This is a genomic window from Comamonas testosteroni ATCC 11996 (genome assembly GCF_000241525.1).
GTDB lineage: Bacteria > Pseudomonadota > Gammaproteobacteria > Burkholderiales > Burkholderiaceae_C > Comamonas > Comamonas testosteroni.
On the sequence record NZ_AHIL01000038.1, the window covers coordinates 35,629 to 47,870 of the forward strand.

The following is a 12,242-nucleotide window of genomic DNA, read 5'->3' on the forward strand; positions in this document are numbered from 1 at the left end:
CCCAATCCAACCCATGCATATCCGAGCAGAACTGCCCGCCGATGCCAAGGCCATCGAGCAGGTGACGATCCAGGCCTTCAAGGACGCACCGCATACCGATCACACCGAGCAATTCATCGTGCGTGAATTGCGCGCAGCCGGGGCTCTGGCCCTGTCCTTGGTCGCAGAGATTGACGGGCAAATCGTCGGGCATGTCGCCATCTCTCCCGTCCACATCAGCGACGGCAGCCAGCACTGGTTCGGCCTGGGGCCCATCTCCGTCATTCCCCAAAGACAGCGACAGGGTATTGGCAGTGCACTCATGCGGGCAGCCATCAGCGCTCTGCAAGCGCAGTCTGCGCAGGGATGCGTGCTGCTTGGCGAACCTGACTACTACCGGCGCTTTGGTTTCCGGACGGTGCCGGGCCTGGAGCTGCCTGGAGTGCCTTCCGAGTACTTTCAAGCCCTGTCTTTCGAAGGCCCGCCGCCACAAGGCCAGGTGAGTTATCACAGAGCCTTCAACGCCCGGGACTGAGCCTGCCGGTTTCGACGGTCAGTCGGCAAAGCCGATGCCGGCTAGACCGGCATTGGGCATATCGCCCCCATCAGCAAGCAAAGCTTTTGGGCTTTACGGCAACGCGATACCTCGTCTTCATTGAAATCAGGACTTCTTGGTAAATACGAGACACAGATACCGAGCATGCTATTTAAGATATGCGACAGAGTGGGTATTTGCCTGACACCGTCCAGAATGATTTGCATCGCAAGCACAAGGAGTTCAGCATGAGCCATGTCGCAGCAAAGATGGTGACCGGTGCGCTGGTGGCGCTCTCGGGCTTTGCTTCCGCACAGACTCAGCAGCCATCGGCTGGGCCCAAGCCACTGCCTTCCCCTGCGACTCAGGTATTGGTCCCCCAGGGAGTCTATGCACAGATCGACACCAGAATGGGGCAGGAGGCTCTTCGCTTGCTGTCGCAGGGTACGCCTCAGCAGCAGCAAGCCGTGCTCGAGCGCGTACGTGCCACGCCCGAGCGCTTTCAACCGCCCGTGTTCTATGTGCTGTCGCAAACACTGTTCAAGGCCGGTCTGCGGGACGAGGCGGCCTTCTGGTTCTACGCAGGCCAACTGCGTGCCCGCTTCGACGCCAATCGCTGTGCCGACGTCACTGCCAGACAAGCGGTCGATGTGATGAATCAGAGTTATGGAGCTCCCATCAATCGCCATCTGTTTCAGGATCTGGACAAGGCTCAGGAGTTGATCGCCAAGGTTGTGGACTGGGATCGCCGCACACCCCACGCCTACGACCCGCACTGGATCAATCTGCACGGCATGCAGGCGGTTCAGGCCTCCCGGGACCCGCAACTGGCCGCCAGGCTGACGATGGAATCGCTGAGCCTGCCAGCCTCGCAGTGGCCTGTTCTGGCCGAGCAGACGCGCACCAAGTATCTGCAGGGCTTTCAGGACGCCATCAGCCAGCTCAAAGCCGAGTCAAAATCCAAGTGAAAGATCGCTACCGCCCCAGGTCTCCATCCCTTATGTAGAAATCGCTTTCGGCTACTCTTTTTAATATTCTTCCGGCAAGACTCCGCGCTGCCTTGATGGCAGCCCCTATTGGCACATGCCCTGTTTGCTCTACGATGACTCAGACCTCTGCCCCCTGAGCCACTGCAATGCCGCTCAAAAGGAGTCCTCATGCACAAGCTCTTTGCGCTGTTGACGACCACCGCCCTCGTCGCCTTGCTCACCGCCTGCCTGGTGCCCGAGCGCTTCTCCGCCAGCGTGGAAGTGCAGGCCGATGGCAGCTACAGCTACCACTTTGACGGCACGGTGGTCAATGCCATGGCAGTGATGAAGCTCAGAAAACAAGGCGTGCTGAGCGAGAAAGACCACCAGGAGCTGGCGGCGCAAGCGCAGCAACTGAGCCGCGAACCCGAGGTCAGGAAAGCCGTCTACAAAGGCAATGCGCGCTATGCGCTGGAGATTGCCGGCCAGCGAAAACCCGGTGAAGGTCTGCGATTGCTGGACATGTTCACCGTGCAGACCGACAGAAACGGCGTGATGACGATTGCCGCCAAACCGCTCAAGGACAAGGAAAAGAGAGACTTCGCGCAACTGGGCATCACCATGAACGGCAGCCTGAGAGTCAGCCTGCCCGGCAATGCCGAGGTACTCTCGCAAAACGCCAGCTCCACGCCCACGCTGGGCCTGGGCGCGTACAGCTGGAAAATCGGCAGCCTGAATGTACGACCCGAGATCAGGCTGCGCTTCAGGCCGTGAAGGCTGTCGCAGTGCTCGGACTTGGCATTTTGGGAGAAGATGTCTGCACGATTTCCCGTGCCTGCCCGCCAAGTCCCTCATGACCCCAAACCTTCCATCGACAGCCCCGCAACTGCCTTTCTCCCAGGCCTGCGAAAACAATCAGGCCGCCATTTTCGAGGTGCTGAAGTCCGCTTTTCAGCACAGCCGGCATGTGCTGGAGATAGGATCCGGCACCGGGCAGCACAGCGTGTACTTCGCACCGCGCCTGCCGCAGCTGCTCTGGCAGACCAGCGACCTGGCCGGCAGTCATGCAGGCATCCAGGCCTGGCACGCCGCCCATGGCGCGCCTAATCTGCGTGCTCCGCTGGAGTTTGACCTGGCGACCGGTACCTGGCCGGCAACCGCAGACTCATCCGGCTTCGATGCCGTCTTTACCAGCAATACCTGTCATATCGTGGCCTGGCCGCTGGTGCAGCGCATGTTCGAGATGGTTGGAGTGCATCTGCCCGAAGGCGGCGTGTTTGCCATTTATGGCCCGTTCAACTATGGTGGCCACTTCACCAGCGACAGCAACCGCGCCTTCGACGCCTGGCTGCGCCAGCGCGATACGCGCAGCGGCCTGCGCGACTTTGAAGCCATCGTGGCCCTGGCCGGTCAGCACGGCCTGCAGCTTGAACTCGATCAGGCCATGCCGGCCAACAACCGCACGCTGGTCTTTCACAAACGCTGAACTCTTACACCATGGCCGCCATCTTTGCCTACCAATGCAGCAAATGCGATGAGATTCACGAAGGATCGCCGAGCTTTGCTTTCGATGCCCCTGCACCCTACCGACGCCTGAACGAGCAAGAACGCGAGGAATGGGCAGAGCTGAGCGACGACCTCTGCGTCATCGCCCACCCCGAAGGCACGCAATACTATGTGCGGGCCATTCTGGAAGTGCCGATTCATGGCGTGGACGAGCCCTTTCTCTGGGGCATCTGGGTGTCGGCCAGTGAAGCCAGCTTTCACCGCTATCTGGACTCCTACGACAAACCGCCCGAAGACCCGATTTTCTTTGGCTGGCTGTCCAATCTGATTGCTGTCTACCCCACGCAAAAGTCACGTCCGGCCGATGTGCATATCCAGGCCGACGGTACACGCCCTCGCGTGGTGCTTCACCGCAGCGATGAGGAAAGCGATGCGCTGGTCGTCGACCAGCACGAAGGCATTTCGATCGCGCGCGCCCAGCAACTGGCCGAGCAATCGCTGCATGGCGTTTAAGCCAAACAAGGCCCAGGCACTGGCTCATCAAGAGCTACCGGCAAGCATTGATGAGCAACAAAAAACCGCCAGAGGAAAATCTTCTGGCGGCTTCCGGTCTTTTGGGGATCAGGCGTGACCGCTTATCCGTTGTTCCAGCCAGTCTGGTAGAACTGCTGAATGAAGGACCAGGCCTCAGCCGGATCGTCGGTGTAGCGGAACAGGTTCAGATCCTTGGCGGAAATTGTGCCCTCCTCCACCAGCACATCGAAGTTCAGCACCCGCTTCCAGAACTCCGTGCCGAACAGGATCACGGGCACGGGCTTGCTCTTGTGGGTCTGCACCAGCGTCAGCACTTCAAACAGCTCGTCCATGGTGCCGAAGCCGCCAGGAAAGGCCACCAGCGCCTTGGCACGCATCATGAAATGCATTTTGCGCAGCGCAAAGTAGTGGAACTTGAAGCTCAGCCCCGGTGTGATGTAGGGGTTGCCATGCTGCTCGTGCGGCAGATAGATGTTCAGCCCCACATTGGGAGCACCCGCATCATGGGCGCCACGGTTGGCCGCCTCCATGATGCCGGGACCACCGCCCGTGCAGATGTAGAAGCGCTCGCTGGGCGCCTGCTTCATGCCTTCGGTCGCCACGATGCGTGCAAAGGCGCGTGCCGCCTCATAGCGCTCGGCATTGCGCATGCCCCGCTCAGCCAGCGCCATGCGCTGGGTATCGCCGCTGGCCTTGGCTTGCGCAAGCTGCTCGCGCGCCTGCTCCATATCGACAAAGCGCGCGCTGCCGTAGACAACCACCGTGTGCTCGATGCCGCGCTCGATCTGGGTCAGATCGGGCTTGAGCATTTCCAGCTGCATGCGGATGCCACGCGTTTCCCGGCGGAACATGAACTCCGGATCGGCGAATGCAAGGCGGTTGGATTGAGGTTCCAGCTCTTTGCCGTTATGGGCCTGGTTGTGCAGCTCGGCCCAGGCATTGGCCAGATCGGTATCGGACAGGGGAGATGAAATTTGCATGGACCCTCGGTTCTTAGAATGCTGAGTGGCACGGGCTACAACCATCTCTAAAGATTTCGTAGCGCTGACCGCCCATCCGTCAAGTACTTCAAGCTCAAATGCACCTGTAGTGCAGATGATGCTTGCACTATACGCTCACAAAGCTATAGCCCAGGAGAGTATTTCGCCTCTAAACGCTGAAGCAGTTTGCCTCAATAGTTGCAAATGGTCTGCCAGCTTAACGGCTGAACCAGATGCTCCAGCTGAGCATGCCCATGTAGGTCATGAACAGTGAGCCGACCAGATGCACACTGGTCCAGCCCAGAGCCGCAGCCAGACGTTGCTGCTGCAGCAGGCCGATGACCTCGGCCGAATAGCTGGAGAACGTAGTCAGGGCTCCGAGGAAACCGGTGATGATGGCCAGTTTCCAGGCCGGATCCAGCTGGGGCAGGGCCTGAAACAGCGCGATGAAGACACCGATCAGATAGCCGCCGATCAGATTGGCGGCCAGGGTGCCCCAGGGCAGGCTGGCTCCGGCACTCAGCCATAGCCCCAACCCCCAGCGCGACAGAGCGCCCAGGCAGGCACCGATGCAGATGGCAAAAATATTGAGCATGGCTGCCAATCTAGCGCAAGACGGCGGCCCTGAAAGCCTTGGGCGGCAGGATTTCAGGCTTTATGCGCCGCAGGCTTTTCATCGGCCTCGGCGGCCTCTTCCTCGTCCAGGGGTTCGTTGCGCACCAGATTGCTGAGCGTGGGCGGCACGCTCTCTCCTGCCCGGCGCGAGCGGAACAGCGCTGCGCGCATGAGGAAGATGGTGGTGATGGGCACAGTCACGGCAATAAAGATGGCAATCAGCACCGAGTGCATGACAAAGCCCTGGCCGCTGACGGAAAAATAGATCCAGGTGGCATGCATGATGAGCCAGCAGCCCATGGTGGCGATGATGGAGGGCGCGTGCACGCGCTCGAAATAGCTTTTGAGCCGCAGCAAGCCCACGGAGCCCATGAGCGCAATCAACGAGCCTGCGAACACCAGGGCCGCCACCAGAATCTGGGCCCACAGCGGCAGATCCACGCCAATGACCTCGGTACTCATTCGATCACCTCGCCGCGCAGCAGGAACTTGGCCATGGCCGTGGAGCCCACGCAGCCGAACAGAGCCACCAGCAAGGCCGCCTCGAAATAGTTGGTGCTGTCGTACAGAATGCCCATGACCAGCATGGCCAGCATGCCGTTGAGATACATGCAGTCCAGCGCCAGCACGCGATCTTGCGCATGCGGCCCCTTGAGCAGGCGCAGCACCGAGCAGCCCATGGCCGCCAGCAGCATGACCAGAGATGCCATCAGCACCCAATAAAACCAGGGGTTCATTCAAAAATCTCCATCAGCAGGCTCTCGTAGCGGGACTTCACAAAGTCGGCCATCTGCTTGGCATCCTCCACCTCCAGCGCATGCAGCAGCAGCATGGAGCGGTCACGCGAGATTTCGGCCCAGGAAGTGCCGGGCGTCAGGCAGACGATCATGGCCAGGACGGCCAGCCCGTTGGGATCGCGCAGCTCGAGCGGAATATGGATAAAGGCCGCTGGGTGCTTGCGCATGCGCGGCAACAACAGAAAGCGCACCACGTTGAAGTTGGAGATCGAGGTGTCGCAGACCACCCGAAAGGCCAGCTTGAGAATGCTCAGCGGATGGCTGACCCGCACCGGCAAGGGGCGCAGGCCGCGCAGCAGCACGGGGATCAGCAGGCCCAGGATCAGGCCCAGCAAGATCTGGCCGGCACTGACCGAGCGGTTGAGCAGCAGCCACAGCACCAGCAGAGCTACCGACAGCAGCGGTGCCGGGAAGATGGATTTCATGATGTTCTTCATGGGCGGCCCTCCTCTTTCTGAGCCGAGGCAGCGGTCTGAGTGACGGCATCTTGCGCAGTTTCGCCTTCATCGCCAATACCAGGGGCGGGCTCTGCCTGCATTTCCAGCGCTGCAGCGCGTGCTGCAGCCTCGGGCCCTGCGGCCTCCTGAGCCTTCTTTTCCTTGGGCGCTGGTACCGGAGCCAGACCCAGGACGGTACGCACATAGACATCGGGCGAGTGCAGTGCATTGGCCGCTCGCTGGGTATAGCGCATCACATCATCGGCCTTGACCGTCAACACCACACAGCACAGCAGCAGTGCGACGATGGGCAGGCCTTCCGCCACCTTGAGTGACGGCGCGCTCTGCTCCGGATTGGCCCAGAAATGCCGGATGCCGGCGCGCGTGAGTGCCACCAACGCCATCAGACCGGTGATGATGAGCAGGGCCACCATGCTCCAGCCCAGCGGACCGGCCTTCACACCACTGGATGTCCCCATGCCCAGCGGATTGAGCAGGCTGGTCAGCATGGCGAATTTGCCGAGAAAGCCGGACAGTGGCGGCAGGCCCGAGATCAGCAAGGTGCAGGCCATGAAGCTCAGACCCAGAAAAGCCGCCGCTGCCGGGAAGGCCCGGCCGATCATGAGCTCTTCATCATCGTCGAGATTGAAGCCTTCGGTGGGCAACAGCTCTGCATTGAGGAATGGCGCTTCATCGTCCTCATAGGGCTCGCCCGCATCGTCATCCACGCGCCAGCGGTCCACCACATCGGCAATCAGGAACAGGGCCGCCACGGCCAGCGTGGAGCCCGGCAGGTAATACAGCAGGCCCGCAGTCAGCAGGTTCTGACCAAAGCCCGTCGCGGCCAGCAGGGTGCCGGACGAAAGAATGGCAGCAAAGCCCGCCAGATGGGTCAACCGTTGCGAGCCCAGCATGCCGATGGCGCCAAAGGCCATGGTCAGCATGCCGCCCACGATCAGCCAGGTACTGCCAAACAGGGCCGATGCCCCGGCTTCCGAACTGAACAGCAAGGTCCACAGTCGCAAGATGACATAGACCCCCACCTTGGTCATGAGTGCAAACAAGGCTCCCACGGGCGCAGTCGCCGCGCTGTAGCCCGGCACCAGCCAGAAGTTCAGCGGCCATAGCGCCGCCTTGATCAGAAAGGCCGTGCCCAGCACGCCTGCTGCCGCATGCAGCAAGCCGCGATCGGCATCCTGCACCAGCGGAATGGCCCGGGCCAGATCGGCCATATTGAGCGTACCGGTGATGCCATAGAGCATGGACACGCCGATCAGGAACAGCGAAGACGCTGCCAGATTGATGGCAATGTAGTGAAGACCGGCCTGAATGCGCGTGCTGCCGGAGCCATGCAGCAGCAAACCGTAAGAGGCTGCCAGCATGATCTCGAAGAACACGAACAGATTGAACAGGTCCGCCGTGATGAAGGCACCGCTGAGCCCCATCAGCTGCAACTGGAACAAGGGGTGGAAGTGCACGCCGGCCTTGTGCCAGCGCGCCGCGGAAAACACCAGTGCGGCCAGTGCCACCACATAGGTGACCAGCAGCATCAGGGCGGTGAGCCGATCCAGCGCCAGCGCGATGCCGAAGGGCGCAGGCCAGTTGCCGGGCATGTAGACCGACATGGTGACGGCAGAGCCCGCCTGGTTGGTCCAGCTCAGCAGCATGACCACGATCACCAGACTGATCGTGGTGGACAGGATGTTCATGCCCAGCTTCAGGCGCTGGCGCTCCTCGCGCAGGAACAGCATCAGCGCTGCCGTCAGCATGGGCAGCATGATGGGGGCCAGCATCAGGTGCGGCATCAGACGCTCAATCCACTCGCTCATAGCATTTCCTGTTCGGTTCGCGAGTGCGCGCCATCCACATGGTCATTACCCGAAGCGCCACGCGACGCCAGCAGCACGACCAGGAACAGCGCCGTCATGGCAAAGCCGATGACGATGGCGGTCAGCACCAGCGCCTGCGGCATGGGGTCGGCGTAATGCGACAAATCGGTGGGCACGCCGTTTTGCAGAACCGGCACCTTGTTGATCGACAGGCCCTGACGCCCCATCGAGAAGATGAACAGGTTGACGGCATATGACAGCAGCGCCAATCCCATGATGACCTGGTAGCTACGCGGACGCAGCAGCAGCCAGACGCCCGAGCCGGTGAGCACACCGATGGCAATGGCCAGAACGATTTCCATTACATACCTCCCCTTGCCAGTGCCGCAGCTGTGGCAGCCTGCACCTCGGCCTCGGCCTTCTTGGCCTCTTGTTCCTGCTCTTCCAGCAAGCGCGCATGGAAGCGGTGTCCGCGTACCGATTGGTGGGCAATCGCTGTCAGGATCAGCATGGTGGAGCCCACCACCAGCGCAAACACGCCGATATCGAAGAAGGTGGCGCTGGCGAAATGCACATGTCCCACCAAGGGCAGCGAAAAGTCAAAGCTGTGACTGGTCAGGAAGGGGTAGCCCACGGCCACCGAGCCCAGGCCCGTGCCCAGCGCAAACAGCAGGCCCGCCGCAATCCAGCGGCGCGGATACAGCGGCAGATGCGCCTCCACCCAATGCGTGCCCGAGATGATGTACTGCATCAGCAAGGCGACCGAGAACACCAGCCCGGCCACGAAACCGCCGCCCGGCTGGTTGTGGCCGCGCACGAAGATATAGGCAGCCACCAGCGTCGCAAACGGCAGCAGCAGTCGCACCAGCACGGCAGGCACCATCAGGTAGCCCACGGCCGTATCGCTGGCATTGCGCGGGTTGAGCAGGTCGGTCTGCAAATCGCCGGGCACATAGCGCTGCTGCTCAGGAATGTCCATGGCCTCGCGCGCCGGGCGGAAGCGGCGCAGCAGCGCATAGATGACGACGGCCACAATACCCAGCACCACGATCTCGCCGAAGGTGTCGAAGCCGCGGAAGTCGACCAGCGTCACATTCACCACATTGGTGCCGCCGCCACCGCCCAGCGCGTTCTCGAGGAAGAAGGTGGAGGTGCTTTCATAGAAGGGCCGGCTCATCATGGCAAAGGCCAGCCAGGCCATGCCGCCACCGGCAATCAGCGACAGCACCAGATCGCGCAGGCGGCGTGCCTTGGCCCGCGCATCGGCACTATCGGCGGTACGCATGTTCTTGTCCCGCTTGGGCAGCCAGCGCAGCCCCAGCAGGATCAGCACCGTGGTGGCGACTTCCACCACCAGTTGGGTCAGCGCCAGATCGGGCGCCGAGAACCAGAGGAAGGTCAGCACCGTGCACAGGCCCGTGCCGCCGAGCATGATCAATGCGGTCATCCGGTGGTACTTGGCTTTCCAGGCCGTACCCAGCGCACACAGGCAGCCAATCGCCCAGAGCAGCACAAAGGCCGAAGACACCGGCAAAGTGCCGCGGTCACCCAGTTTCATGCCCCACAGCCAGAGCGGCAGAGCCGCTGCGACCAGAGCAACGCAGACCAACCACAGCATCTGCCACTGCAGGCGGCGCGTGGACAGATTGCGGCGCCCCGCCCGGCCCAGCCAGGTGATGCGGGCCAGCAGATTCTCAAAAATCTTGCGACCGCTGACACGGCCCAGCACGGGCGTGGTGTCGAAGTGCCCGACCGTGCGCTGCCAGCGCAGCATGGTGTAGAGCACGATACCGCCGGCCAGTGCCACCAGGCTCATGATGAGCGGCATATTCCAGCCATGCCAGATGGCCAGGCTGTACTGCGGCAAGTCACCGCCTACGACTGGAGTTGCAGCGACAGCCAGAAAACCACCCACTGCCCAGGCAGGGAAGATGCCGACGATCAGACAAGCCAGCACGAGCAATTCCACCGGTACACGCATCCAATGCGGCGGCTCGTGCGGCTCGTGAGGGAGATCGTTTGCCTGGGGCCCAAAAAAGACATCGAACGTGAAGCGCAGCGAATAGGCCACGCTGAACATGCCCGCCACGGTCGCAACCACGGGAAGCACGGTCTTGACCCAGGGGGCTGCATCCAGATAGACGGTCTCGGCAAAGAACATTTCCTTGGAGATGAATCCGTTGAGCAGCGGCACACCAGCCATGGCAGCACTGGCCACACAGGCCAGCGTGGCCGTGATCGGCATCATGAAACGCAGACCCGACAGACGCCGGATGTCACGCGTGCCGCTTTCATGGTCCACAATGCCCGCCGCCATGAACAGCGAAGCCTTGAAGGTCGCATGGTTCATGATGTGAAACACCGCCGCCACGGCAGCCAGCTTGCTGTTCAGGCCCAACAGCAAGGTAATCAGCCCCAGATGCGAGATCGTTGAATAAGCCAGCAAACCCTTGAGATCGTGCTGGAACATCGCGCAATAGCCGCCAATCAGCAGCGTCATGGCACCAGCGCCCCCCACCAGCCAGAACCATGCATCGGTGTCCGCCAACACCGGCCACAGCCGCGCCAGCAGAAACACACCAGCCTTGACCATGGTGGCCGAGTGCAGATAGGCCGACACGGGCGTAGGTGCCGCCATGGCATTGGGCAGCCAGAACTGGAACGGAAATTGAGCACTTTTGGTGAGTGCGCCAAGCAAAATCAGCACCAATGCCAGCAGATAGAGGTGGCTGTCGCGAATCTGCTGGCCAGCTGCCAGAACATTGTCGAGGTCATAGCTGCCTACGATATGACCCAGCACCAGCATGCCCACCAGCATGGCAAGCCCGCCCGTGCCCGTGACCGTCAACGCCATGCGCGCGCCACGGCGCGCATCCTTGCGGTGATACCAGTAGCCGATCAGCAGGAACGAGAAAAGACTGGTCAGTTCCCAGAAAAACACCAGCTGAATGATGTTTCCCGAGAGCACCACCCCCGCCATCGCCCCCATAAAGGCCAGAAAGAACGAGAAAAAGCGCGGCACAGGATCAGTGGGCGACATGTAGTAGCGCGCGTACAGCACCACCAGCGCACCAATGCCGAAAACAAGCATGGAGAACAGCCAGGCAAACCCGTCCATGCGAATCACCAGATTCAGCCCCAACGCCGGCAGCCAGGAAATCTCCTGCCTGAGCACTGCTCCATCGGCCATCTCCGGGAACAGCATCCCCACCTGAATTGCGCATATCAGCGCAATCACACCCGCTAGTGTTGATTCAGTATTGCGCGCATTCGCAGGCAATAAAGCAGCCAAAAGGCTGCCTGCAAAAGGTAGGAGGATGAGGTATATCAGGGGCATGGGCGGATCATTCTAGAGGTTGGCGTTATTTTTTCCGCTATAAAAACCTGAGCATTTCACAGACTTTAGACCACCGTTCACCTTCAGTTGATGACAGAAAATTCATCAAAACAGCGGGTTGCATACAGATAAAGAAGTGCTTCCACAACCGCCCTTGCACGCTGCACCGATGTCATACATCTGCTGCAAACCATTTTTGCCAAACTCAATCCATCTGCCAACCCATGCATGTACGCAGCTATCGTCCCGGAGATGAAATCGCGCTATGGCAGGTGTTTCACGATGCTGTTCATCAGCTGGCAGTGAATCACTACAGCCAGGTGCAACTTGACGCCTGGGCGCCGCAGCAACCGGACTGGACACAGTGGCGTCAGCGCATTCAAGCGCTCCAGCCCTTTGTCGCCGTTGGCGACAATGATCAAGCCATGGCCTATGCAGATCTGCAAGCCAATGGCTATATCGATCACTTTTTTGTGGCCCCACAATATGCCCGCCAGGGCGTGGGCCGGCGACTGCTCGCGCATATCGAGCAGACGGCGCGGCAAAACGGCCTGCATGAGCTGAGTGCCGATGTCAGTCTCAATGCCCAGGCTTTCTTCATACATTTCGGCTTTGAGCTACAGCGCCAGCAAACCCCCGTCGTACATGGCATCGCCCTGAGCAACGCGCGTATGCGAAAAACTCTTTGAACCTGGCTCAGATCAAACTACCGGCACCACCTCAAC

General features: G+C 60.8%; 14 protein-coding genes. 6 read left to right on the plus strand and 8 right to left on the minus strand.

The window, feature by feature from the left end:
- The first annotated feature begins 13 nt into the window (after positions 1 to 13).
- The 5 genes from CTATCC11996_RS16430 (at position 14) to CTATCC11996_RS16450 (ending at position 3,501) form a co-directional block, all read left to right on the plus strand.
- A complete protein-coding gene (locus tag CTATCC11996_RS16430; RefSeq protein ID WP_003078208.1) occupies positions 14 to 514 on the plus strand; it encodes a GNAT family N-acetyltransferase in 501 nt (166 codons plus the stop codon).
- Between the two features lie 248 nt (positions 515 to 762).
- A complete protein-coding gene (locus CTATCC11996_RS16435) occupies positions 763 to 1,482 on the plus strand; it encodes a hypothetical protein (RefSeq protein ID WP_034349514.1) in 720 nt (239 codons plus the stop codon).
- A gap of 189 nt (positions 1,483 to 1,671) precedes the next feature.
- Positions 1,672 to 2,256 carry a hypothetical protein gene (locus CTATCC11996_RS16440; RefSeq protein ID WP_003078210.1) on the plus strand — a complete coding sequence of 195 codons (585 nt, stop codon included), beginning with the start codon at positions 1,672 to 1,674 and terminating at the stop codon, positions 2,254 to 2,256.
- A gap of 79 nt (positions 2,257 to 2,335) precedes the next feature.
- The gene (locus CTATCC11996_RS16445) at positions 2,336 to 2,968 is read left to right on the plus strand and encodes a DUF938 domain-containing protein (RefSeq protein WP_003078211.1); all 633 of its coding nucleotides are present in this window, start codon (positions 2,336 to 2,338) and stop codon (positions 2,966 to 2,968) included.
- Between the two features lie 11 nt (positions 2,969 to 2,979).
- Positions 2,980 to 3,501, plus strand: coding sequence for a DUF2199 domain-containing protein (locus CTATCC11996_RS16450; RefSeq protein WP_003078212.1), 522 nt, complete (start codon positions 2,980 to 2,982; stop codon positions 3,499 to 3,501).
- Positions 3,502 to 3,623: 122 nt separating this feature from the next.
- Here CTATCC11996_RS16450 and CTATCC11996_RS16455 read toward each other — a convergent pair whose 3' ends face one another.
- The 8 genes from CTATCC11996_RS16455 to CTATCC11996_RS16490 form a co-directional block, all read right to left on the minus strand.
- Positions 3,624 to 4,502 (minus strand): LOG family protein, encoded by an 879-nt coding sequence (locus CTATCC11996_RS16455; RefSeq protein WP_003078213.1) that lies wholly within the window; start codon positions 4,500 to 4,502, stop codon positions 3,624 to 3,626.
- A 217-nt stretch (positions 4,503 to 4,719) separates the two neighbouring features.
- A complete protein-coding gene (gene crcB, locus CTATCC11996_RS16460; RefSeq protein ID WP_003078214.1) occupies positions 4,720 to 5,097 on the minus strand; it encodes a fluoride efflux transporter CrcB in 378 nt (125 codons plus the stop codon).
- A 53-nt stretch (positions 5,098 to 5,150) separates the two neighbouring features.
- On the minus strand, positions 5,151 to 5,579 hold the full coding sequence (gene mnhG / locus CTATCC11996_RS16465; protein WP_003078215.1) for a monovalent cation/H(+) antiporter subunit G: 429 nt from the start codon (positions 5,577 to 5,579) through the stop codon (positions 5,151 to 5,153).
- On the minus strand, positions 5,576 to 5,854 hold the full coding sequence (locus CTATCC11996_RS16470; RefSeq protein ID WP_003057255.1) for a K+/H+ antiporter subunit F: 279 nt from the start codon (positions 5,852 to 5,854) through the stop codon (positions 5,576 to 5,578). The genes mnhG and CTATCC11996_RS16470 overlap by 4 nt, the downstream gene beginning before the upstream one ends.
- Entirely contained in the window at positions 5,851 to 6,351 is a 501-nt protein-coding gene (locus CTATCC11996_RS16475; RefSeq protein ID WP_003078216.1) for a Na+/H+ antiporter subunit E, read from the minus strand. Before CTATCC11996_RS16475 ends, CTATCC11996_RS16470 begins: the two co-directional genes overlap by 4 nt.
- Entirely contained in the window at positions 6,348 to 8,180 is a 1,833-nt protein-coding gene (locus CTATCC11996_RS16480) for a monovalent cation/H+ antiporter subunit D (protein WP_003078217.1), read from the minus strand. The genes CTATCC11996_RS16475 and CTATCC11996_RS16480 overlap by 4 nt, the downstream gene beginning before the upstream one ends.
- Positions 8,177 to 8,542: a Na+/H+ antiporter subunit C gene (locus tag CTATCC11996_RS16485; protein ID WP_003057261.1), complete on the minus strand. Its 366-nt coding sequence runs from the start codon at positions 8,540 to 8,542 to the stop codon at positions 8,177 to 8,179. Before CTATCC11996_RS16485 ends, CTATCC11996_RS16480 begins: the two co-directional genes overlap by 4 nt.
- Entirely contained in the window at positions 8,542 to 11,517 is a 2,976-nt protein-coding gene (locus CTATCC11996_RS16490) for a monovalent cation/H+ antiporter subunit A (protein ID WP_034349476.1), read from the minus strand. Before CTATCC11996_RS16490 ends, CTATCC11996_RS16485 begins: the two co-directional genes overlap by 1 nt.
- Positions 11,518 to 11,741: 224 nt before the next feature.
- Here CTATCC11996_RS16490 and CTATCC11996_RS16495 point away from each other — a divergent pair, with 224 nt between their 5' ends.
- Positions 11,742 to 12,206, plus strand: coding sequence for a GNAT family N-acetyltransferase (locus CTATCC11996_RS16495; RefSeq protein ID WP_003078219.1), 465 nt, complete (start codon positions 11,742 to 11,744; stop codon positions 12,204 to 12,206).
- The last annotated feature ends 36 nt before the right edge of the window (positions 12,207 to 12,242 follow it).